Origin of the sequence: Candidatus Colwellia aromaticivorans, assembly GCF_003333305.1 — a bacterium.
GTDB lineage: Bacteria > Pseudomonadota > Gammaproteobacteria > Enterobacterales > Alteromonadaceae > Colwellia > Colwellia aromaticivorans.
In genome coordinates this window covers 33,880-58,486 of the sequence record NZ_QOLD01000004.1, presented here as the reverse complement: position 1 = coordinate 58,486, position 24,607 = coordinate 33,880, and the positions used below count along the sequence as shown (strand labels likewise).

Annotated in this window: 20 protein-coding genes and 1 pseudogene; 2 read left to right on the top strand and 19 right to left on the bottom strand. The window is 38.6% G+C overall.

Translation table 11 applies throughout. From position 1 onward, the window contains the following. Nucleotides 1–192: 192 nt before the first annotated feature. The 18 genes and pseudogenes from lpxC to DWA31_RS00660 form a co-directional block, all read right to left on the bottom strand. The gene (gene lpxC / locus DWA31_RS00745) at nucleotides 193–1,113 is read right to left on the bottom strand and encodes a UDP-3-O-acyl-N-acetylglucosamine deacetylase (RefSeq protein ID WP_114324770.1); all 921 of its coding nucleotides are present in this window, start codon (nucleotides 1,111–1,113) and stop codon (nucleotides 193–195) included. Nucleotides 1,114–1,286: 173 nt separating this feature from the next. After that, a complete protein-coding gene (gene ftsZ / locus DWA31_RS00740; RefSeq protein WP_114324769.1) occupies nucleotides 1,287–2,447 on the bottom strand; it encodes a cell division protein FtsZ in 1,161 nt (386 codons plus the stop codon). Nucleotides 2,448–2,530: 83 nt separating this feature from the next. After that, a complete protein-coding gene (gene ftsA, locus DWA31_RS00735; RefSeq protein ID WP_114324768.1) occupies nucleotides 2,531–3,766 on the bottom strand; it encodes a cell division protein FtsA in 1,236 nt (411 codons plus the stop codon). Beyond that, nucleotides 3,759–4,640 carry a cell division protein FtsQ/DivIB gene (locus DWA31_RS00730; RefSeq protein WP_114324767.1) on the bottom strand — a complete coding sequence of 294 codons (882 nt, stop codon included), beginning with the start codon at nucleotides 4,638–4,640 and terminating at the stop codon, nucleotides 3,759–3,761. The genes ftsA and DWA31_RS00730 overlap by 8 nt, the downstream gene beginning before the upstream one ends. Before the next feature lie 40 nt (nucleotides 4,641–4,680). Beyond that, a complete protein-coding gene (locus DWA31_RS00725; RefSeq protein ID WP_114324796.1) occupies nucleotides 4,681–5,634 on the bottom strand; it encodes a D-alanine--D-alanine ligase in 954 nt (317 codons plus the stop codon). A 23-nt stretch (nucleotides 5,635–5,657) separates the two neighbouring features. Then, complete coding sequence (murC, locus tag DWA31_RS00720) at nucleotides 5,658–7,121, bottom strand: UDP-N-acetylmuramate--L-alanine ligase (protein WP_425451843.1); 1,464 nt, start codon at nucleotides 7,119–7,121, stop codon at nucleotides 5,658–5,660. Between the two features lie 36 nt (nucleotides 7,122–7,157). Continuing rightward, entirely contained in the window at nucleotides 7,158–8,303 is a 1,146-nt protein-coding gene (murG, locus tag DWA31_RS00715) for an undecaprenyldiphospho-muramoylpentapeptide beta-N-acetylglucosaminyltransferase (RefSeq protein ID WP_114324766.1), read from the bottom strand. Next, nucleotides 8,296–9,573: a cell division protein FtsW gene (gene ftsW, locus DWA31_RS00710; protein WP_114324765.1), complete on the bottom strand. Its 1,278-nt coding sequence runs from the start codon at nucleotides 9,571–9,573 to the stop codon at nucleotides 8,296–8,298. The genes murG and ftsW overlap by 8 nt, the downstream gene beginning before the upstream one ends. Next, nucleotides 9,573–11,006, bottom strand: coding sequence for a UDP-N-acetylmuramoyl-L-alanine--D-glutamate ligase (murD, locus tag DWA31_RS00705; protein ID WP_114324764.1), 1,434 nt, complete (start codon nucleotides 11,004–11,006; stop codon nucleotides 9,573–9,575). Before murD ends, ftsW begins: the two co-directional genes overlap by 1 nt. 128 nt (nucleotides 11,007–11,134) lie before the next feature. After that, nucleotides 11,135–12,214: a phospho-N-acetylmuramoyl-pentapeptide-transferase gene (gene mraY, locus DWA31_RS00700; RefSeq protein WP_114324763.1), complete on the bottom strand. Its 1,080-nt coding sequence runs from the start codon at nucleotides 12,212–12,214 to the stop codon at nucleotides 11,135–11,137. Continuing rightward, on the bottom strand, nucleotides 12,214–13,719 hold the full coding sequence (locus DWA31_RS00695; protein WP_114324762.1) for a UDP-N-acetylmuramoyl-tripeptide--D-alanyl-D-alanine ligase: 1,506 nt from the start codon (nucleotides 13,717–13,719) through the stop codon (nucleotides 12,214–12,216). The genes mraY and DWA31_RS00695 overlap by 1 nt, the downstream gene beginning before the upstream one ends. After that, nucleotides 13,716–15,293, bottom strand: coding sequence for a UDP-N-acetylmuramoyl-L-alanyl-D-glutamate--2,6-diaminopimelate ligase (locus DWA31_RS00690; protein WP_245942415.1), 1,578 nt, complete (start codon nucleotides 15,291–15,293; stop codon nucleotides 13,716–13,718). Before DWA31_RS00690 ends, DWA31_RS00695 begins: the two co-directional genes overlap by 4 nt. Then, nucleotides 15,283–17,073 carry a penicillin-binding transpeptidase domain-containing protein gene (locus tag DWA31_RS00685; protein WP_114324760.1) on the bottom strand — a complete coding sequence of 597 codons (1,791 nt, stop codon included), beginning with the start codon at nucleotides 17,071–17,073 and terminating at the stop codon, nucleotides 15,283–15,285. The genes DWA31_RS00690 and DWA31_RS00685 overlap by 11 nt, the downstream gene beginning before the upstream one ends. Before the next feature lie 56 nt (nucleotides 17,074–17,129). Next, nucleotides 17,130–17,459, bottom strand: a complete 330-nt coding sequence (gene ftsL / locus DWA31_RS00680; RefSeq protein WP_245942414.1) for a cell division protein FtsL — start codon at nucleotides 17,457–17,459, stop codon at nucleotides 17,130–17,132. A 2-nt stretch (nucleotides 17,460–17,461) separates the two neighbouring features. Continuing rightward, nucleotides 17,462–18,412 (bottom strand): 16S rRNA (cytosine(1402)-N(4))-methyltransferase RsmH, encoded by a 951-nt coding sequence (gene rsmH, locus DWA31_RS00675; RefSeq protein ID WP_114324759.1) that lies wholly within the window; start codon nucleotides 18,410–18,412, stop codon nucleotides 17,462–17,464. A gap of 79 nt (nucleotides 18,413–18,491) precedes the next feature. Beyond that, nucleotides 18,492–18,950 carry a division/cell wall cluster transcriptional repressor MraZ gene (gene mraZ, locus DWA31_RS00670; protein ID WP_114324758.1) on the bottom strand — a complete coding sequence of 153 codons (459 nt, stop codon included), beginning with the start codon at nucleotides 18,948–18,950 and terminating at the stop codon, nucleotides 18,492–18,494. 58 nt (nucleotides 18,951–19,008) lie between these two features. Continuing rightward, nucleotides 19,009–19,068 (bottom strand): annotated as a pseudogene (locus tag DWA31_RS17805) (KxYKxGKxW signal peptide domain-containing protein); the annotation flags it as partial. A gap of 421 nt (nucleotides 19,069–19,489) precedes the next feature. Further along, nucleotides 19,490–20,416 (bottom strand): DUF4382 domain-containing protein, encoded by a 927-nt coding sequence (locus DWA31_RS00660; RefSeq protein ID WP_114324757.1) that lies wholly within the window; start codon nucleotides 20,414–20,416, stop codon nucleotides 19,490–19,492. 500 nt (nucleotides 20,417–20,916) lie between these two features. Between DWA31_RS00660 and ttcA the strand changes: the two genes are divergently transcribed. Then, entirely contained in the window at nucleotides 20,917–21,810 is an 894-nt protein-coding gene (gene ttcA, locus DWA31_RS00655) for a tRNA 2-thiocytidine(32) synthetase TtcA (RefSeq protein WP_114324756.1), read from the top strand. 32 nt (nucleotides 21,811–21,842) lie between these two features. Next, nucleotides 21,843–22,616 (top strand): sulfite exporter TauE/SafE family protein, encoded by a 774-nt coding sequence (locus DWA31_RS00650; protein WP_114324755.1) that lies wholly within the window; start codon nucleotides 21,843–21,845, stop codon nucleotides 22,614–22,616. 145 nt (nucleotides 22,617–22,761) lie between these two features. Here the strand turns inward: DWA31_RS00650 and DWA31_RS00645 are convergent, their stop codons facing one another. Beyond that, nucleotides 22,762–24,570 (bottom strand): acyl-CoA dehydrogenase C-terminal domain-containing protein, encoded by a 1,809-nt coding sequence (locus tag DWA31_RS00645; protein ID WP_114324754.1) that lies wholly within the window; start codon nucleotides 24,568–24,570, stop codon nucleotides 22,762–22,764. Nucleotides 24,571–24,607: the final 37 nt, after the last annotated feature.

Genomic DNA, 24,607 nt, shown 5'->3' with positions numbered 1-24,607 from the left:
CGCGATATACCGTTCGTCCTGAACATACACGCTCTTTCACGTCCTGTGACCGCGATATACCGTTCGTCCTGAACATACACGCTCTTTCACATCCTGTGACCGCGATATACCGTTCGTCCTGAACATAAAAAACCGAGTCAGTGCTCGGTTTTTTGTTAGTTTTTTATCAGTAAAGAGAGAGGTACCTTAAAATCAAAAGGCTCCAGCATTAACCTCTTGATACTCTATAGGGGAAGATGTTTTATCATCTTCATAAGTAACCCATTCCCATGAATCTTTTTGTTTGAATACTTCTCTTAATAACATGTTGTTCAAACCATGACCTGATTTAAACGCATTAAATTCAGCTAATATACTTGCACTGCCCATATATAAATCGCCAATAGCATCCAGTATTTTATGTTTCACAAATTCATCATCGTAGCGTAATTCATTTTTATTCAGCATGCGATATTCATCTAATACTATCGCATTTTCTAAGCTACCACCTAAAGCAAGATTATGAGAACGGAGAAAATCAATATCTTTCATAAACCCAAAAGTACGAGCTCGGCTGATCTCTTTAATAAATGAACAACTAGAAAAATCCATACTCATCGTTTGACAAGTATTGGCAATAACAGGGTGATCAAATTCTACAGCAAAATTAACTCTAAACCCTTCATAAGGGAGTAACTCAGCCCATTTATCACCTTCTTCAACGCGGATCGCTTTTTTAATACGAATAAAGCGTTTAGCTGCATTTTGCGTTTCAATACCAACAGACTGAATCAAGTAAACAAAAGGTAAAGCACTGCCATCCATAATAGGGATTTCAGGCGCATCGATATCAATAATTAAATTATCAATACCTAAGCCTGCCACTGCTGATAACAAATGTTCAACGGTAGAGATCTTTACATTTTCGTCATTAACTAAACAGGTACACAAGGTTGTTTCACCCACAGCTTCAGGTGTTGCTTTGATATCAACCACAGGGTCAAGATCAACACGACGAAAGACAATACCGGTGCTTGCTGGCGCAGGACGGAGAGTAACCTGTACCTTTTCACCTTTATGTAATCCAACACCTACGGTTGAAACGCTTGCTTTTAATGTACGTTGCTTAATCATATTAGCCTCGTCTTTTCTTATACTTTACTTATATTAGTGCTTTTTAGCTGACGTAATATAACAAAAATAGGTAATAAAATCAAAAGTGACTACTTATTACTATCGTTATTTTACCCTTAACAACCTATTACCGACCAGTATCAATTTGTAATATTAATCAAGTAATTTGTAATTTAGTCAGCTTGCTTGCGTAAAAATGCAGGGATATCTAAATAATTATCTAAATCTGCATGCGCAACTTTTTGAACATTACTATCCGTCATTACAATAGGGTCTGCAGCCGTATCAACTTGTGGTGCTGCTGGCGTATAATCACCACCAACAACTCTTGGTTCAACCATAGGAACAGGATTAACAAGCGTTATATCTGGCTTGATTTCTGCTCCAATACCGGTAGCAACAACAGTTACGCGAAGCTCTTCTGTCATTTCAGGATCAATGACTGCACCAACAACAACAGTAGCATTTTCACTGGCAAATGCTTTTACAGCATTACCAACAGTTTCAAATTCATCAATGCTAATATCCATACCCGCTGTAATATTAACTAAAATACCGCGTGCTCCGGCTAAGTCAACATCTTCAAGTAACGGGCTAGAAATTGCAGATTCTGCTGCTTCCTCTGCACGATCTTCACCTGATGCAATACCCGATCCCATCATAGCAGTTCCCATTTCTGACATTACTGTACGTACATCAGCAAAATCGACGTTAATTAAACCCGGGCGAGTAATTAACTCAGCAATACCTTGCACCGCACCTAATAAAACATTATTGGCTGCTTTGAAAGCATCTAATAAACTTGTTCCTGGACCAAGCACTTTTAACAGCTTCTCGTTAGGAATAGTAATTAATGAATCAACACTTTTAGCCAAAGCTTCAATGCCTTGGTCAGCGTAACTCATGCGTTTTTTACCTTCGAATGGGAAAGGTTTAGTGACAACGGCAACCGTTAAAATCCCCATTTCTTTGGCTATTTCAGCAACGACCGGTGCTGCTCCTGTACCGGTTCCACCACCCATACCTGCGGCGATAAAGATCATATCTGCACCATTAAGCGTTTGCATAATAGTTTCACGATCTTCTTCTGCTGCTTGACGACCGATATTAGGATTAGCGCCAGCGCCTAAGCCTTTGGTTACATCAGCACCTAGCTGTAAAGTGACATTAGCAGATGAATTACGTAGTGCCTGTGAATCAGTATTTGCAGTAATAAATTCCACACCTTCAATGGTTTGACTAACCATGTGCTCTACAGCGTTGCCGCCGCCGCCGCCAACACCAATGACCTTTATAACTGCTTCTTCGTTATGGTCTTCCATTAATTCAAACATTTTTCTCTCTCCGTTTTATTAAATTTGTCAGAATAAATCCTGACCTATAAAAATTCTTTATCTAAGCTTACTTTTCAAACAAGTTAAAATTCGCCTTTAAACCAAGCATGTAACCTTGACCACAAGCCTGTTACTCCTGCCGATTTTTGATTTTCTTTAGTGCCTGACTGATGCGCTTGCATACCATAATGCAACAAGCCAACAACCGTGGCATAACATGGGTCATCTACATATTCTTTTAGCCCTTGTACGGCTAATGGTGAGGCTATTCGTACTGGCATTTGAAAAATTTCTTCGGCAAATTCCACCACACCTTCCATTTTTGCTGTGCCACCGGTTAAGACATAACCAGCTGCAATTTGATCTTCTAAACCTGCTTCACGAACTTCATCTTGAATTAATTCAAATAATTCCTGATATCTTGGTTCAACCACTTCAGATAACGTATGTCGTGACATAGTGCGAGCAGGACGACCACCAACACTGGGTACTTCAATACTTTCTTCCATACTAACTAAGTGCCTTAAGGCGCATGCATATTGCACTTTAATATCTTCAGCATGACTCAATGGTGTACGAAATATTTTAGCTATATCGCTAGTCACTTGATTTCCTGCAACAGGAATAACTGCGGTATGACGAAGTGCGCCCCCAATAAATATCGAAATATCCATCGTACCGGCGCCCATATCAATCACACAAATACCTAGCTCTTTTTCATCATCAGTTAATATCGAGTAGCTTGAAGCTAATGCCGAGAAAATCAGTTGATCGGCGGTTAAATTACAACGTTCAACACATTTCACTAAATTTTTAGCCATGTCATTAGCACACGTAACAATGTGTACTTTAGCTTCCATACGAACGCCCGACATACCTATAGGACTTTTAATGCCATCTTGACAGTCGATGCTAAATTCTTGTGGCAACACGTGCAACATACGACGCTCTGCTGAAATAGGGACACTGCGTGCAGTATGGATAACATTATCAACGTCTTCTTGGGTAACTTCTTTGTCGTTAATTGGCACCATGCCATTTTCATTTTGACAACTAATATGCTTACCTGAAATACCCAAATAAATTGAGCTGATTTGACAATCAGCCATCAATTCTGCTTCGTTAATTGCTCGCTGTATAGACTGAATAACTAAATTCAAATCATTAACGCCACCTTTGTCCATACCACGTGCAGGTTGATTACCAACACCAACAATACTTAATTGATTATCCGGTGTAATTTCGCCAACCGCGACGGATATTTTTGATGTGCCGATATCTAATCCTACGACTAAATTTCTTTCTGTAATTTTAGACATTAAAGGTGAACTCTTTTGTTAGTAGCATAAGTATGTGGCTGGTTTTTTGTTGTTTTTGTAATTTCATGCTTAAGGGGAAGTTGGCTACTGACTTCCAGCCAACTGCCAATCCCGTATCATACCGTAAATCAATGTAATCCACCGCTTGTTTTAACTGTTTTTCACGATTATTTTTCTGTTTTCTTTTCTGTTTGGGTTGCTGTTCTAAATGCGTTTTAATTAGCGGGTATACATCCATAAATCTTTGCACACGCTTTACTCGTTCTTCGCGGCCTAAATTCAACATAACGCCATCATTTAAGGTCAATTGCCATGAAAAACGTTCACTAAGTACGAGCTCATCAATGGCTAAATTCCTATACTCAAGTAGGTCGTTTAAATTGGTAAAATTCTCTAATGCTAATAACTCGCTACCTTCAGGACCAAAAAATTGTGGTAAAGCCTGTGTTAGTTGCCGAGTATCCGCTTGAAACGCTTTGCCAAATTGATTCAATAGAAAATCACCATTCCATAAAGCCACAGGCGTTTGATCGACAATATAAACTTTAACTTCGTTAGGCCATTCCTTTCTTACCGCAACAGAGTAAACCCAAGGTAAAGCAGAAACTTGACTTTGGATTTCATTGACATCAACTTGAAAGAAATTACCTAAGTTTATATTGTTCATCACAGCCAATACATCTTCGCGCGTGGTATAAGGCATTTCACCAGTGATCACTACTGAGTTCACGGGTAAGTTCTCTTGATCCATCAACAAATTTGTCAACCACCAAGCAATACTGATCAAGCTAATAAACACACACACGAAAAACGCCAAGCCAAGGCCAAACGATAATGCTTGTTGATCCACTGATATTAATTGCTTATTTTTCATATCTTATTATCTATTTTGTCGGAGTAAATCCAAAACCATGTTAACTAATACTAAGTAAAACAATACGTTCAACCAATTCACTAAAGGTTAAACCCTGTACTTTTGCCGCTTTAGGTACCAATGATGTTTGTGTCATTCCAGGTACGGTATTCACTTCTAATAATTGCCAATGCCCTTCGCTATCTTGCATTAAATCAACGCGTCCCCAACCACTCGCACCTGTTGCTTTAAATGCCTTTAGTGAAAGCGCTTTAATGTACGCTTCTTCTTTTTCACTTAACCCACAAGGACAATGGTATTGAGTACTCGTTGACTGGTATTTAGCTTCATAATCATAAAACTCTCGTGGTGTTTCCATATGTATAGCAGGCAGTGCTTCATCGCCTAGAATGGCTACGGTATATTCAGGGCCATCAATCCATGCTTCAACTAAAACATCACCATCAAAACCAAAAGCTTCCACTAATGCGTTATGTAACTTCGCAGGAGAATCTGCCATTGCCATGCCGATACTCGAGCCTTCATGAGCGGGTTTAACCATGACTTTGCCGCCCAGTGCATTGAGCTGCTGTTCAACATCCAACTCACAAAATTCGGCTTTTGTTACCACAGAAAAAGCTGCGGTTGGTATATCACAAGCTTTAAATATTTGTTTGCTACGCACTTTATCCATAGATAAAGCCGAGCCTAAAACATTTGAGCCGGTATAACTGATGTCTAATGATTCTAATGCGCCTTGCAAACAACCATCTTCACCACCACGCCCATGTAACGCGATAAACACATGCTTTATATTTTGACTAACTAACGTTGTTAATGGCATATCTTTAGTATCAATTAACCGCACGTTAAAACCTGCTTGCTCTAACCCTTGTGCAATCGCTTTACCTGACTTTAGCGATACATCGCGTTCAGCAGAATTACCTCCATATAGCACAGCTAACGTTTCTTTTTTTAATTCAGTCAATTGTGTGATTTTTTGAGATATTGACATTTTTTCAGTTTCCGTTAACGTCATTATTTCACCTGCTCTACTTGCAATAATGAGTGTAAGGATAAGTCACGTGCTACTGCACCAATATTGCCTGCGCCTTGAGTAATAACCATATCGTTATCTTGTAACTGTGCCGCAAGTAACGCCGGTAACATATCAACATTACTAACATAAATAGGTTCAATTTGACCTCGTTGACGAATTGAACGGGCTAAACTTTTACTGTCGGCTGAAGTTATTGGCGGTTCACCCGCAGAGTAAACATCCAACAAAAACAAACAATCAACTTCTGATAACACCTCAACAAAATCTTCATATAAATCACGCGTACGAGAATAACGATGGGGTTGAAATACCATGACTAATCGTTTATCTGGCCAACCAGTCCGCATCGCTAATATAGTGGCTTTAACTTCACTTGGATGATGACCATAATCATCAACTAGTACCATATTACCGACATCAGTACTTAAATCACCAAGCTGTTCAAATCGTCGACCTATACCTGCAAATTCAGCTAACGCTTGACAAATGGCTTCGTCGTTAACGCCTTCGTCTTTGGCAACCGCTACACCGGCAAGTGCATTAAGTACATTGTGCTGTCCGGGTAAGTTAACACTCATATCAAGCGGTGGTTGACCATTTATTTCTACGGTGAAGTAACTCACACTGCCATCTTGCTGATAATTAGCTGCGCGTATGTCAGCATCTTCAGAAAAACCATAGGTAATTACTTGACGGCTAATGCGTGGTAATAATTCACGAACAACAGGGTTATCAATACACACCACAGCTAAACCATAAAATGGCAAATTATGTAAAAACTCAATATAAGTGTCTTTGAGTTTTTCAAAATCACCTTGATAAGTTTCCATATGATCAGCATCAATGTTGGTAATAACAGATACCATTGGCTGTAAGTGCAAAAATGAAGCATCACTTTCATCAGCTTCAGCAACCAAATATCGGCTACTGCCTAAACGAGCATTCGTACCTGCACTATTGAGTAAGCCGCCAATAACAAAAGTAGGATCGAGTTGCCCTTGTGCGAATATGCTAGCAATCAAACTAGTAGTAGTCGTTTTGCCGTGGGTACCGGCAATGGCTATTCCATGACGAAAACGCATCAATTCGGCTAACATTTCAGCACGACGAACGACCGGAATACGTTCAGCTTTAGCAGCGATTAATTCAGGGTTGTCCTGATCAATAGCCGTTGAGACCACGATAACACTAGCGCCAATAACATTTCCACTTGCATGACCAATAGTAATATCAGCACCAAATTTAGTAAGACGTTTTACCACTTGATTTTCACCAATATCCGAGCCAGATATTTGATAACCTTCATTCAATAACACTTCAGCAATACCGCCCATACCGGCACCACCGATACCAACGAAGTGGATCCGTTTCACGCGGCGCATTTCTGGTATTTTAGCATTCTGTTTATTCATCGCGTTCGGGTTCATTGCGCTTTGATTCATTGTATTTTGGCTCATGTTATTACTCATTTTCTCTATTTAACTTTTATTGCTACATACAAATTGCTGACAAATATGGGCAACTTTATCTGTTGCATTTATATCCGCAGCGGCTAAAGCCGATTGCGCCATATTCTTTAAAATGTGTGGTTCACTAAACAATTCATTTAATAATTTAGTCAAGCCATCACTTGTTAAGTCTTGTTGCTTTACTAAAATTGCCCCACCACGAGAAACCAAGTATTGGGCATTTTTAACTTGGTGATCATCAACTGCGTGGGGCAAAGGCACAAAAATAGCAGGCGTTGCAGCCATCGCTAGCTCCGAAACAGTTAATGCCCCTGCTCTACAAATAACAACATCAGCCCATTTGTATGCACTGGCTATATCATCAATAAATTCTGTAACGCGTATTTTGCCATTGTTTAAATCTTGTTGGTTATACGCTTCAATAACTTCGTTTTGTTTACCTTTACCTGTTTGGTGGCGTATGTTGTAAGGTAATTGTTCGGCGGCGTTGCTATCATTCCCTACCAATTGAGCAAAACTCATTGGCACAATTTGATTTAATACTTGTGCACCTAAACTGCCACCTACAACCAAAATATTGTTGCTTATTTTAGCGATGTCTTCACTAATGCTATGTTCTACTTGATGATCTACATGATTTCCAATACTTGCTCTTAAAGGGTTACCCACGACTTCTGCACTAATATCGTTTTTAAAAGCATTTGGAAAAGCGCAACAGACTTTATTGGCAATCCGCGCTAATAATCGATTAGTTAACCCAGCGGCCGCATTTTGTTCATGTACTATTAATGGCTTTCTCATTAACCATGCAGCTAAGCCACCGGGAGCACTGGCATAACCACCCATACCTAAAACCACATCAGGTTTTATTGTTTTAATAACACTGAATGCTTGTAATAATGAATTCACTAATTTAAAAGGTAATTTCAACCAAGCCAGTAAATTTTTATGACGTAGTCCACTAATATTTATAAAAGAAATATCATAGCCATGCTTAGGAATAATATCTGCTTCCATACGATCAGCCGTACCTAACCAATGAATATGCCATCCTTCACTTTTTAATTTATCTGCTACAGCAAGTCCCGGAAATATGTGCCCACCGGTTCCCCCTGCCATCACTAGTAATGTAGGTGCGCTATGTTGATTAGACATTCTCGCCTCCTATTTTTCTATCTTTTCTTTTAGATGAAGTCGCTTGAATACTTTGCATACGTAATTCGTGATCGATACGAATTAAAATCACCACGGCAAGCGTCATGATAATCATAGAGCTACCGCCATAACTTATCAGTGGCATAGTTAACCCTTTAGTCGGTACTATGCCTGCACTGGCACCAACATTTACGGCCGCTTGAAAACATATCCAAATACCAATAGCATAAGCGAAAAAACCTTCAAAATATTTCTCTTTAGTAAGTGCTTTCTTTCCTAACATCAAGGCTTTAAATACCAATACCATGCTCAATAATAAAATTAATGCTATACCGATAAAGCCAAACTCTTCTGCTAATACTGCCATAACAAAATCGGTATGTGCTTCGGGTAAATATTCTAATTTTTGAATACTATTCCCTAAACCCTGACCAAAAACTTCACCTCGACCATATGCCATCAGTGACTGAGTTAACTGGTAACCACTTCCAAAGGGATCTTGCCATGGATCTAAAAAGCTAGTAATTCTACGCCAGCGGTAGGGCTCAAAAACTGCTAGCAAAGACAATAGAACAACCCCTACTGATGCCAAGCTAATAAATTGCCAAAGTTTGGCGCCCGCTAAAAATAGCAAACCAAACGTAGTAACAAACATCACGATAATGGTGCCTAAGTCAGGTTGCCTTAATAACAAGCCAGCCAATATAGCAAACACGACTAATGGTTTAGCAAAACCTCGCCAATCTTCCATTACTTGATCGCGACGGCGCACTAAATAAGCGGCCAAATAACAAAAGAAAAATAACTTCGCTGGCTCTGCCGCTTGTATAGTAATAGGGCCAAGACCAATCCAACGCGTTGAACCGTTAACTGAGCGCCCAATAAACAAAACGGTTACTAACAAAAATATGCCAAACATTAATAGATAGCCGCTATTTTTTTGCCACCAAGCCATGGGTATTTGTAAGGCTACGCCCGCAACACCAAGACTTAAAACAATATAAATAGCATGACGAATAACAAAGTGAAAAGGGTTATTAAAAAGGCGCTCTGCCACTGGCATAGAAGAGCTTGCAACCATGATCAAGCCAATCATATACATAACTAGCGCTATCACGATAAAGCTGCGATCAAAAACGGCTCTATCATTATTTACATTAGATGAACTAAATTGATTAAATTTATGAAACTTATTAACCAAGTTGCTCAACACTTCTTGATAAAGTGGCAATTGCATTTGGCTTTCAGTTTGAGTGGTTGATGTTGCCATTAACTTGCCTCCGTGACTTTCGCCACAGCAGCAATAAATTGCTCACCGCGATCACCAAAATTCTTAAACATATCTAAACTAGCGCAAGCTGGAGATAACAAAACAATATCGCCTGTTTTGGCTACTGATTTCGCTGTTTGTACCGCGGTAAATAAACTCGTTACCTTATTAGCACTCTGAACTAATTCCGCAATTTTATCGCCATCTTTACCTAGCGTAATAACTTGACTAACATGCATAGTTAATGGCTCAGTTAATGGCGTAAAATCTGCGCCTTTACCATCGCCACCAGCAATTAAAATTAATTTTTGTTTAACGCCATCTTGTGATGTTAGTGTTTGTGCTAAACCGTTAATGGCAGCGATAGTTGCGCCAATATTAGTGGCTTTTGAATCATTTATCCAAGTAATACCATCATCACTGACTATTTTTTGACAACGGTGTGCTAAGCCAGTAAATCCAGCTAAATTTTTCACCATTGCCGTTAACGACCAACCCGCGCTGTAGCCAAGTGCTAAAACGGCTAAATAATTCAATGCATTGTGCATACCTGCTAGCGGTAGTTCATCTAACGTGATTAAGTTTTGCTCTGCAAAAGCTAACATAGCTTTACCATTTACCCGTGTTACGCCAAACTGATTTTGAGCAGGTGCATCACTACCAAAAGAAATAACAGGCTGGAATTCATTAAGAGCTTTAGTGGCCTCATCATCACGGTTAATTATGGCTAATTTACCTTGCGGATAAATACTTTGTTTAATACCTTGGTAATTTTCCATACTCTGATGACGATCTAGATGATCATCACTAACATTTAGCACGCTAGTAGCAATAGCTTGCATACTTGTTAACGTTTCTAATTGAAAGCTCGATAGCTCTAAAATTAACATTGCTGGTATATCGGTATTTTCACCCGTTGTTTCTTTGGTGAAAATATCTAAGACCGGCTGACCAATGTTACCGCCAAGTTGAGCATTTACGCCTAAACTATCGGCTAAATGAGCCAGTAAAGAAACTACGGTAGATTTACCATTTGATCCCGTTACCGCTAATATTTGAATGGGGTTAACATCGGGTTGATTAAACCGTTCATTATTAAGTAAACAAAATAGCTCGACATCACCCATAACACGACAATCAGCTGAGATATGTTGGGCTATTTCAACAATCGCACTATCAATACCAGGGCTTATCAAAATAATGTCAGCATTCGCAATTAATTCGCTGCGCCATTGCCCTAAATGTAAACTAGCACGAGGAAATTCTTCACTAAATTGTCGTTCATTGTAATCACCAGCAAAAGGTTGAGTGCGTGAATCATTAACAGCAAAGCACAAACCCTGAGCACTAAGGTAGCGAACACAAGACATGCCTGTGATGCCAGCGCCTAGCACTAAAATTTGTTTATCTTTAAAATCTGCTAACAAGGTCATTTTTCTTTTGCTTCTCTTTCTCTGATTGCTTTCTTATTCGCCACTCAGTTTCGAGCAAGGAAAGTTTCGAACATACTATATAAACACTTTGTTTTCGCAACTCGTAACTAGTTACTCGCTACTCGCTTTTATCTCAGTTTCAACGTTGCTAATCCAATCAAGACTAAAATTAATGATATGATCCAAAAGCGCACAATCACTCGTGGTTCAGGCCAACCTTTTAATTCGTAATGGTGATGAATTGGCGCCATACGAAAAATTCGCTGACCGCGTAATTTATATGAGCCAACTTGCAAAATTACCGAGACCGTTTCCATCACGAAAACGCCGCCCATAATAAAAAGCACTAATTCTTGTCTCACTAAAACAGCAATTACTCCTAATGCTGCGCCTAAAGCTAAGGAACCAACATCTCCCATAAAAACTTGTGCTGGGTACGTGTTAAACCATAAGAAGCCCAGACCTGCACCAACAATGGCAGTACAAACCACCACTAACTCTGAGGTCATGGCGATATAAGGAATATTTAAATAACTAGAAAAATTAACGTGACCGGTAACATAGGCGAACAACGCAAAAGCGCCAGCAACCATGATAGTTGGCACTATGGCTAAACCATCTAAACCATCCGTTAAATTAACCGCATTGCTAGTACCAACAATGACAAAATAGGTCAGCACAATATAAAAAATGCCCAGTTGTGGCATAACATCTTTAATAAATGGTATAAGTAAAAAGGTTTGTTCTGGGTGTGATATTTGATATAAAAATATTGCTGTGGCTAAACCTACTACGGTTTGCCAGAAATATTTCCATTTGGCGATTAAGCCATTTGAGTCTTTTCGTATCACTTTACGGTAATCATCAACAAAGCCAATTGCGCCAAAACTTACTACAACAAACAACACAACCCAAACATAGACATTACTTAAATCAGCCCACAGTAATACGCTAAAAACAATGCCGGCTAAAATTAAAATACCGCCCATCGTTGGCGTACCCGATTTTGATAAATGACTTTCAGGGCCATCACTGCGAATTGTTTGCCCTATTTGCATTTTTTGTAAATAACGAATTAATTTAGGACCAAAGAAAAGAGAAATAAATAACGCGGTTAACGTGCTAACAATTGCACGAAGAGTTAAGTACGAAAATACATTAAACGCACTATAGTATTGGGTTAAATATTCGGCTAGCCAATGTAACATTAAGAATTGTCCTCAGATGCATGGCAAACGCTGTTTTGACAACGGTTCTCATGCCAACTAATTATCTCTTCAACGACATTTTCCATATGAGCGCTACGTGAGCCTTTTACTAAAATATTGATATTCGATTCCTGATTTTTCTTGTTTTGTGTGAGCAGTGAAAATAAGTATGCTGATAAGTCAGCACGTTCACTAAAGTGTTTACTCATGGCTTCATTTTGGTGAGCGAAAGCATCACTAGTATTTTGACTTAATACACCGAGGGTAAGGAGAACATTAATACCCTGTTCTTTGGCAAACTCCCCCACTTCTTGATGGTAACTACGTGCTTCACTGCCAAGTTCAGCCATATCACCCAAAATTAAAACCTGTTGGCCTGAATAATTAGCTAACAAAGAAATTGCCGCTTTAATCGACTCCACATTCGCATTATAAGTATCATCAATTAGCTTTATTTCTTTGACTGAATTTTTGCTTGTTAAGTGATGGATATTCAATCGCCCTTTTACTGGCGCCATATCAGCTAGACCTAAGCGGATATCCTGTAAACTTGCACCGCATTCAATGGCGGCAGCAGCCGCAGCGACAGCATTACAAACATTATGCTTACCCGGCACGTTAAGTTTTATTGAACATTGACCAAGAGATGCTTGTAAATCAAAACTGGCACAGCCATTGTCATCTAAACAGACGTTATTGCTATAAATATCGGCGTTAACAGGGGCATCGGTATACCTAGAGTTAGCACAAGAAAATGTACGAACTTGTTTGTCCGTTAAGCGCCATTGCCATTTACTGGTGTATTTTGTGTCTTGGTTATAAAGCGCAATACCGTCAGCAGCTAAACCGGAAAATATTTCACCCTTAGCACGAGCAACGCCACATAAATCACCAAAACCTTCTAAATGTGCTGCGGCTATATTGTTGATCATGGCAACATCGGGTTTAACTAATTCTGTTGTATACGCAATTTCACCAATATGATTCGCGCCCATTTCTATTACCGCAAAATCATCATCATGTGTTAAGCGTAATAACGTTAAGGGCACACCTATATCGTTATTAAAATTTCCATTAGTTGCTAATACTTTACCTAACCGAGATAAAATGGCTGCTAACATTTCTTTTACGGTAGTTTTACCGCTACTCCCCGTAATACCAATAGTTTTAGGGGCTACTTGCTGCTTCACATAAGCCGCTATTTTACCCAAAGCAATACGCGTATCATCAACAATTATTTGAGCGACCGTTTCAGTGTTTAAACCGTCAATTTGATGATCAACAATTAACACCTGACACCCTTTATCAACAACTTGTTGAGCAAAGCGATGCCCGTCAAAGTTAGGGCCTTTTAGCGCTAAAAAGGCATCTTTGCTCTTTTCTTGCAACTTTAGCGCACGTGAATCAGTTATCAAATTTTCGATAGTGACTGATTTAAGTGATTCATGACAAAGTAACTGACCATTGGTTACTATTGCTAACGTGGCTAAATCTAGTGTAATCATAATTGAGTACCTACTGATTTAAACGTAGGGTTAGCGTTAACTTGCTTAAAAAAGTTCATCACAACTTGTCGTTCGTTGTAGCCAACTTTATCTTTACCTAAAATAATATAATCTTCATGCCCTTTGCCTGCTAACAACACCACATCATCACTGTTAGCTTCGCTCAAGGTTGCCAATACGGCCTGTTCTCTATCAACAATAACTTTGTATTGTGCCTGTGGCGTTAAGCCTACTAAAATATCATTGATGATACTCATGGGCGTTTCAGAGCGCGGGTTATCATTAGTGATTACCAAGTAATCTGCATGCTTTTCTGCTGCTTGCGCCATTAGCACTCGCTTGCCTTTATCTCGCTCCCCACCACAACCAAAAACTACGTATAAACTACCATGACAATGTTGACGACAAGCCAGTAACGCTTTATCTAAAGCGTCAGGGGTATGGGCATAATCTACTACCGCTGTTGGCACTGTTGATGATGTTGATATGGATGATTCTACCGAAAAGGCTTCCATACGACCTGCAATAGCCTTAACACTAGTGATTTTTTGCGCGATATTGTCTAAGGAAAGTCCTTCAATCAATAACACCGCAATCACCGCTAACAAGTTATCAATATTAAAATCACCCAATAATGGACTTTGAATTTCAATATTGCCTAGATGCGTATTTAAAATAAAATCAACACCCTGGCTATGGTGCTCAATGTTATAACAGCTAACAAACTGGCTTGAGTTGCTAACTAAATCACTACGCCCGTATAGCCACAGATTTTTTTGATTATCTGGCCATGTTGCAAGCCACATTTCAACTTGTTGATCATCACCATTTAACACGGCAACTTGCTTATCGTTATGAATGAATAACTGTCTTTTTGCCGCGGCATAATCAGCCATACTGCCGTGATAATCTAAATGATCTCGGCTTAAATTGGTAAAAACGGCTATATCAAAGGCATTACCGTTAACGCGACCTTGCTCAAGCGCATGTGAAGAAACTTCCATGGCAAGGTGCGTTATTTTTTGTTTATTGAATTGGTTGAATAATTGCACTAAATCAGTGGCACTTGGCGTAGTATTTTCTATGGTTTGTAAATCATTCACCAACCCTGCGCCATTAGTACCGATAATTGCACAAGGCTTTTGACAACTTGTTAGTATTTGTCCAAGTAACTGGCTAGTACTCGTTTTACCATTAGTGCCGGTAATACCTATCATGGTCATTTTTGCTTGAGGTGTTTGATAATAAGCACTGGCAAGGGTAAATAATTCTTTATTTAATTGGTAAAAACTCACAACAGCAACATCTTGTTGAAAAACAATATTGCCATGCTCACTTTCATCTAAGCATTCAGCTAAAACTAAACTAGCCCCTTTGTTGATAGCGCCAGTAATATATTTTCGACCATCGACAACATGACCAATGATGGCACAAAAAACATCACCTGAATTAAGCTGTCGAGTGTCATTAGTTAAGTCACCCAGTAGGTTAGCTTGGGTAAAATCATTCGGTAACTTGATGGCAAAATCATGTAGCAGTTGTACCATAAATTGAGGTGAGGGCTTAGACATCATTAGCCTCCGGTTCACTTATGCGTAACTCATCAATCGTTTTTCTTAATGTATTACTCTGCGCTAACTTTTCATTAGCATCAGGCGCAACATTTAAGACCCGTAGTGCTCCTTTCATTACGCGAGAAAAGACTGGCGCAGCAACTTCTCCACCATGGTAAAGATCGCCACCGGGATCATTAATAACCACAACCACCACAACTTTAGGATCAGAAATTGGGGCAACACCTGCAAATAATCCTACATAATCATTACCATAACCGCCTGCTACTGCCTTAAAAGAAGTACCCGTTTTACCACCAACGCGATAGCCAGCGACTTTCGCTTTTTGTACATGCTCATCAACAACTTTTTCTAGCATTACCATCACAGCATTAGCATTCGCTTTTGAAAAAATGCGTACACCTTCATTTTCTTGTTCAGCTTTAACAATAGACAGTTCACGCTTAACGCCACCGTTGGCTAACGTCGCGTAAAAACGCGCTAGTTGCATTGGTGTTATTGCTAAACCATAACCCCATGATAACGTTGCCAGCTCAAATTTTGACCATCGTGGTCTGTCATGCATCATACCGGAGCTTTCACCAACCAAACCTGTACCGGTATCATCGGCAAATCCTGCATCAAAAAACTTATCAAGCAAAAAGTTTTTTGGCACTGACAAGGCCAGTTTAGTAGTTCCCATATTCGATGAGGTGACTAAAATTTCTTCAATTGATAATTTACCACGATTAATCGGGTCATTAACGCGTCGGCCACCTAAGCGCATCCAACCAGGGCTAGTATCAATAATCGTATTAATTTTAGCTGAGCCAAACTCTAATGCGGTTAACGCAGTAAGAGGCTTCATGGTTGAACCAGGCTCGTAAATATCGGTAATAGCTCGATTGCGGAAGCGGTGAATGGCTGTATTACGACGATTATTAGGGTTATAAGATGGGCTATTCGCCATCGCTAATATTTCACCCGTATGAATATCTGCCACAACTACCGAGCCAGAAGTCGCTTTAAATGCTTGTACAGCACCTTTTAATTCTTTGTAAGCAATCGCTTGGATACGTTGATCAATTGTCAGTGTAATATTTTTTGCTTCATGCGCAGCTTCAACGGATAAGATTTCAATTTTACGACCTTTAGCATCTTTTCTAAAACGCTTGCTACCACCTATACCGGTAAGTTGTTGGTCATATACTCGTTCAACCCCTTCAATTCCTTTATCATCAACATTGGTAAAACCAACAATATGAGCACTTATTTCACCCGTTGGATAAAAACGTTTTGATTCTTTACGAAGATGAATGCCAGGGATTTTCAACTCACGAATATAATTTGCCATGGCAGGGGATATTTTTCGCTCTAAATAAACAAAGCGTTTTGTGGGGTGGCGTACAACACGAGTCGTTAATTCATTGACGTTTTGACCTAAAACATCAGCCAGTGCTTGCCAATGTTCACTCATCGCAAGGGCATTATTATCCATAATGATTTTTGGATCAGCCCACACGGTTTCTACCGGTACACTAATGGCAAGTTCATCACCATTCCTATCAATAATAGAGCCACGCTGCACCGTATTGGCAGCAATCCGCATTGAGCGCATATCCCCTTGCTTTTTCAGCATATCAGGTTCAATTATTTGAATATAAGCACTGCGCGCCAGTAATCCAGCATAAATCAATGCAACAATACCTAACACTACGTAATAACGCCATGCTGTGGTGGTTGGTTGACTGCTGCGATTGCTTGCTTTTTTGCTCACGCTTACGCTCACTTTTTTGCTCATTTAACTCATGTTGTCCGTACTTTAGTTACTTGGTTGAAAACTAATTAACCTAACTGCTACTCTAACGTTATAATTATTTCTGATTTAGCATCTGGCCGTTTCATGTTTAACAATTTTGTCGCATTACTTTCTATTGCGCTGTGCTCTGCTAAAGAGTTTTGCTCTAACAATAAATTACGCCACTCAATATCTAACTCATCTCGCTGGGTGAATAAAAGCTCTAATTCACTGGTAGTTTGTCGGTTTACATGAGTGTAATAAATCACTGAAAATGCTGATATCACCACCAAAGCTAATAAAATGTAACTAACAAAATGTTGTAAAATATCTTGCCAAATATCTAGCGTTAACACGGGTTTACGTTGCGTCGCTCTGTGATTTGACACAATTACTCGTCTATATGCGGTAAACGTTTAGCAATACGTAATACTGAGCTGCGCGAGCGGACATTGATTTCCACTTCACTTTTACTCGGCTTCAACTTACGACCTATTAATTCCAGTTTTTTGCCTTTATTTAACTCTTCTTCTGTAATCATCAAACCACGAGGTACTTTTTTACCTTGTGAGTGCTTTTTCATAAATTGCTTAACTAAACGATCTTCAAGTGAATGAAAACTAATTACTACTAAACGGCCGTCTTCAGCTAACACAGATAAAGAAGCAGCTAAGACTTTTTCAATTTGCTCAAGTTCGCTGTTGATGTACATACGAATGGCTTGAAAACTACGGGTTGCCGGATGCTTTTTAATTTCACGCTGTGGTGCTGTAGTTTTTATCAATTTAGCTAACTGGCTAGTGCGGGTAAAAGGTGTTTCAACGCGCGCATCAACAATAGCATTGGCAATACGCCAAGCGTGTTTTTCCTCACCAAAGTTTCTCAATACCCAGGTAATATCTTCAACATCAGCAACCGCTAACCACTGCTCTGCTGTTTGGCCACGACTCGTATCCATACGCATATCTAACGGACCATCTTTCATAAAGCTAAAGCCACGTTCAGCCTCGTCTAATTGAGGTGAAGACACGCCTAAATCTAATAAAATACCGTTCACTTTGCCGACTAAGTTATGTTTTTCGGCTATATCGGCTAAATTGGCAAACCCTTGGTGTTCAATAAGAAAACGTTTATCATCTTGGAATTTTTCAGCCGCTGTAATAGCTGAAGGATCACGATCAATAGCAATTAATCGCCCTTGTTCTGATAACTTGGAAAGGATCAACGACGAGTGACCGCCACGACCGAAAGTACAATCGATATAGCATCCACTGGGATCGATGTCTAAACCATCTATCGCCTCAGCTAATAAAACAGAAATGTGTGTTTTATCTGATTCCATATTGTTTTTTTTATAACCTTTTTAATATAATCGTCTGTTTAATGCTAAAATGTATGGCTAAAATTGCCTACAAATACTTTTATAGAGATAAATCCAGTAAACGGTCTGTTAATTCAATTTCACCTGATTGTATTTTACTAATACCTTGCTGCATTTGGGCCTGCCATGCTGACTCACTCCAAATTTCAAATTTTTTCAATTGCCCTACTAACATCACAGATTTTTCTAATCCCGCATGTTGTCTTAACGGCCCATTGAGTAGTAAGCGACCATTTTTATCCATGTCACAATCAGTAGCATTTCCCAGTAAAACTTGCTGTAATAGTCGTTCTTGTGGATTCATACTTGATAAGCTGCAAAGCTTTAATTCGATTTCTTCCCATTCAGGCAAAGGGTAAAGTAATAAGCACGCGTGTTGAATATCAACCGTGCAGATCATCTTTCCTTGGCAATCGGCAAATAGCTCCTCGCGATACTTAGTAGGTATCGTGATTCTGTTTTTGCTATCAAGCGTAATTGCGCTAGCGCCTCTAAACATAATATTTACTTATATCAACGTTGCTTTTGTTTAATATTTTGCCGTAATTGTTAAAAAATCATCTTAAAAATCCTTCAAGATCCACAATTACCCACTTTTTACCACATTTATACAGTTTAGTGACTAAAGCAAAGTTATGTCAAGCAAAGTTCGGTAAAAACATCAGTATAAGTACTGGTCAAAAACCCAGTAAAATTAAGGGCTGAGAAAAGATTTTTAGGAAGTTAATGAATTTGTGGACTTTTGTAGATCAATATCTCAAAAAGCATTAAGAAAATGCGAAAAAAACTTTTAAGTAAACTGGTTTTTGAAGGATTTGGTTTCGCATGGCGCACATACGCTTCATCTTATAAAGTTAAATCTGGTAAGTGGAACTCAATCAATAATGTGGTTAAACACAAATAATTAAGTAACAGCTATAAGACATTGTTCTTCTGGTGGGTAGGTTTGAATCAGTTACAATTTAATTAAGGCTAGCAGGCATTTATTTATGCTTGGTAGCTATCCTGCTAGCCTATGAGTTGTTGCTATAAGTTTATTTAAAAATCGACAGTTTTAACATCACCTTTAACAATATCTACTGTTGCTACATTTCCATCAGGAGAAGGAATAGTTAATGCGTCATATTGAATGTTGTTATCAATATCTGTGCCACACATTAAAGCAACCGTGTAACTGCCTTCAGGTACAAATCCTATGCTGTAAGCTCCATCTAATACCACTGTTGATATAAGTGGTGCTGTTGCCGGTGGTTCACCCAAGGGTGCTGTATTTTCGTCATTATAGCTATCACCTAATATAGTTGGTTCCCCTTCATATAGATAAACAATACAGTCACCTAAGTTAGTGTTACCAGGGGAAATTTCACCTTCTAACGTTCCGTATTCACTTACAATGTGAACGCCATGAGGCTTAATAATAAAACCATTTTTTGGTGGTGTATTACCGCGCATCACTAATGACTCACGTAAACTAAATTCAATAGTATAAGCGGGCGTATTTCCTACTTGGATTGAGGTTGCTGCGACTTCAAAGTCCCCTAAACGTAGTCTAGAACTAGGTACTTTAATCGAATATTCGGTAGCATCATTATCAAGCAGTACATATGAGCCAGCATCTACTACCAATAACTCCATTGAATAGGTGCCAGGAACCATAGTTACATCTTGAGCTTCATCAATAATTTTAAGTTGGTCAGTGCCTTGATAGGCTAATAGATTAATTTGAATGGTATCTACAATTTCATTATGTTCATTAGTAAATTCAGAAATTATGGTAGTCTCTGGCCCAGCAATAGTAATTTCATCTATTTCAATAAATACTGAAACAGCATCATCAACTGGTGCATCACTAATCCCTAAAGAAAACTTTGCTTGGTCTGCTGAATCGTCACTACCGCCACAGGCAGAAATGACAAATATAATAGGGGTGAATAAGAATGGGATAAGAAAATTTTTATTAATCATAATGTTTACCTTTATTGTTACTTTAATTAATTAAAATAATAAATTAATCTAGGGTAAAGTCATGTTATGCAAAAGCAGATACTTTTGTTGTTTCATTTATACATTAATGAAACTCACTGATAGACTTTCTCAATAGAAAAAATGAAACCAATTTTAGATTCAATTTCACGATTGTCTTTCGACAACTTATCAATTACGAGATAATTATACTTGAATCAGTCACAACATAAAAGAATATAGCCGCTATATTCGGTATATACTCATGCTACCTCGAAATACTCATTTCAGCCATTTTGAAGTATCATGAGTATAGGTGTTGTTGCTATCTATGGTAATTTTACATAAAAAAATTCCTGAACATCGAAAAAACAAACACGTTCAGTTTTCATACTTCCAACTAAAACATTCCTAATAATTGATTAGCATTCCTTCCCTTTCAATTTTATAATACTGCTCATAATTAATATCACTATCACCTTAATAAGGTCTATATTTTCAAAATGACTATACCTACTACTAAAAAAGAAACTTCTGTGGCATATAAACTTGAGAAAAAGCTCAGAGGGAAAGTAGGAAAAGCTATAGCGGATTACACAATGATTGAAGAGTCAGATGTGGTAATGGCAGCAATAAGTGGCGGCAAAGATTCGTTTGCAATGCTAGATATCTTATTAACTTTACAAAAGGCTGCACCAATAAATTTCAAAATAATTGCTGTTAATCTTGATCAAAAGCAACCTGGATTTCCAGAACATATCCTTCCAGACTATTTTGAATCTCTCAATATCCCTTATTATGTTGTAGACAAAGATACTTACTCTATTGTTAAAGAAAAGGTTCCTGAAGGAAAAACGACTTGTAGCTTATGCTCAAGATTACGCAGAGGTACATTATATTCATTCGCAGAATCGATTGGGGCAACAAAAATTGCTTTAGGCCACCATATGGATGATATTGTCGAAACCTTATTTCTAAATATGTTTCACGGTGCTAGATTAAAATCAATGCCACCTAAATTAAGGTCTGATGATGGTCGAAATACTATAATTCGTCCCCTTGCTTATTGCAGAGAGAAAGATTTAATACAGTTTGCAGAATTAAGAGGTTACCCAATAATTCCATGTAATTTATGTGGTTCCCAAGAAAATTTACAACGACAAAACATTAAAGCCATGTTATCAGACTGGGATACTATATCTCCTAATAGAATAGAAAATATTTTTAAATCATTAAAAAATGTAAGTCCGAGTCAATTAGCCGATACACAATTATTTGATTTTAATAATTTGCCAATTGACCGAACAGTAGCCAAAGATGAATATGAGTTTTCTAAAGAAATCGTATCGTCGACTAATATTGATGAGTCATTAATTATTGATGCCACTAATGTCTAGCTTCATTCATATTCACAGGCTTATAGTTAATAATGTCATTTGAACTTATATTTCTCTTCTTCGCAGGCTTTTTTGGCGGTGTGCTTAACTCAATTGCAGGCGGCGGAAGTTTCATTACATTCCCCGCGCTGATCTTTGTTGGTATTCCACCTATTATCGCAAATGCGACAAATACTTTTGCATCATGCGCCGGCTATATGAGTGGTACTTATGCCTTTCGAAAAGAAATTGCTGACCATAAAGATGAACTGATACCAATCATAATTATTAGCTTAATCGGCGGTATTTCAGGTGCTTGGCTATTACTGAAAACACCTGAAGCAGTATTTCGAGAGGCCATTCCATGGTTGCTACTATTTGCTACCGTATTGTTTATTTTTGGCGGGCAGATTAATACGGGACTTAAAAAAATAGCCTCTAATCACCGTCATGCATCATCTATCGGCGGGATATTACTGTTAATAGTACTGTTGGGGGTGTCAACTTATGGTGGCTTCTTCAACGCAGGGCTAGGCATCATTACACTCAGCTATTTAGCATTAGCTGGCCACACCAATATCAATACCATGAATGGATTAAAATTATTAGTCTCATCGACGGTATCATTGATTGCCATTGCACTGTTTATTTATAATGATGTTATTGCCTGGTATGAAGGCACTATTGTGTTATGTGGCACCTTAGCAGGAGGCTATGTTGCCGCGCATGTATCACGCCAATTACCCCAAAAACAAGTCAGACGCTTTGTTATTTTGGCGAGTATTGCCACCACTGTGTATTTCTTTTTTGATATTTATGCAGGATAATTCTTAATATAGGCGATTACGATTCATTACCTAATATTTGATTTGGCAGGTGGAGTAGTCGAGAAATATTATTCCGCATAAGAAAACCCCGCCTGAATCAGCGGGGATTAATTAGAAAACTATTCACTAAATAACAGTTAATTATCTAAAACAACTCATCATCAATGGCAAACAAACAATCACTGCCAGATTTTGCTGAAGCAATTAAAGACAGTCTACGCGGTAATAATCGGGCAAAGAAGTATCGAGCCGTGTGCAGTTTACTTTGATAGAAGTCTGCACCGCTTTCACCATTACTCTCTTGCTGTGACAAAGAAACCTGTGCCATTTTCGCCCAAATAAATGCCATTGCCGTATAACCAAATACATGTAAATAGTCATTTGCCGATGCGCCTAACTCATTGATATCACTTTCTGACTTAGATAATAAATCCGACGTTAATTCGGATAAATCCGTTAACGCTTCTGCTAAAGGAAGAATAAATTCATTCATGGTTTGATTATCTTTATTGCTTTCGATAAAAGTACTCACTTCATCAGTAAATACTTTTAACATAGTACCTTTTGAACCGGCTACTTTTCGCATCAATAAATCCATGGCTTGAATACCATTGGTGCCTTCATAAATTTGGGTAATTCGGGCATCACGTACTAATTGTTCTTGACCCCATTCACGAATGTAACCATGACCACCAAAAACTTGTTGACCCGCAACCGTATTTTCAAAGCCTAAATCAGTGAAAAAGGCTTTAGCAATAGGTGTCATCAAAGCTGCTAAGGCTTCACCTTTAGCTTGCTCTTCGCCTTCACCATAAGTAGCGTAATCAAGTTGCATCGAGATATAACTAGCAAGCGCACGCGATCCCTCATTCAATGCTTTCATATTTAAAAGCATGCGGCGAACATCACCATGTACCATGATAGAGTCGGCTTCTTGAGTAGGATTTTTAACCCCATTTATTTTACTATCAAGTGCTCGACCTTGTAATCTGTCTTTCGCATACTCTAGCGCATTTTGATAAGAGCGTACTGCAGCACCCAATCCCTGAATACCCACGCCAATACGTTCAAAATTCATCATGGTGAACATACAGGCTAAACCTTTATTTAGCTCACCAACTAAGAAACCTTTAGAATCATCAAAGTTCATCACACAAGTTGCAGAGGCATGAATACCCATTTTATGCTCAATTGAACCACAACTAACATTGTTATGCTCGCCAAGTGATTCATCATCATTAACATTATATTTAGGCACTAAAAATAGAGAAATACCGCGAGGGCCTGCTGGCGCATCAGGTAATTTAGCTAACACCAAGTGAACAATATTCTCAGTCAAATCATGTTCACCACCGGTGATGAATATTTTATTGCCAGTAATACTATAACTACCATCATCTTGTGGAATTGCTTTTGTACGAATAATACCCAAATCAGAGCCAGAATGTGATTCAGTTAAACACATAGATGCAGACCAATCACCCGCATACATACGCGTTAAATAGCGCTCTTTTAATTCTTCACTACCATGTTTGGCTAATGATAACGCAGCACCTGCGGTAAGCACTGGGTAAAGCGCAAAAGAAATATCGGCGCTGCATAACATTTCTTCATGCATCGCTGTTAACATTTTTGGCATACCCATGCCGCCATAATCAACATCTCCACCAAGCGCAGTCCAACCACCTTCAGCATAGGTTTTAAACGCTTCTTTGTAACCAGGTGCTGTGGTAACTACACCATCTTTAAAGCTCACGCCTATTTCGTCACCTTGGCGAGCAATAAGATCAAGTTCTTGTTCAGCAATTTTGGCACACTCTTGTAAAATAGCTTGAGCCGTGTCTTTATCAACTTGCTCTGCTAATTTAGGTAGTTTTTGCCACATTTCATCTGCTTTAAATACTTCATAAAGCAAAAAACTCATATCTTTTAACGGAACTTTATATTCAGCCACAATAACTCCTAATTTATTTGTTAAGTTGTAATTAACT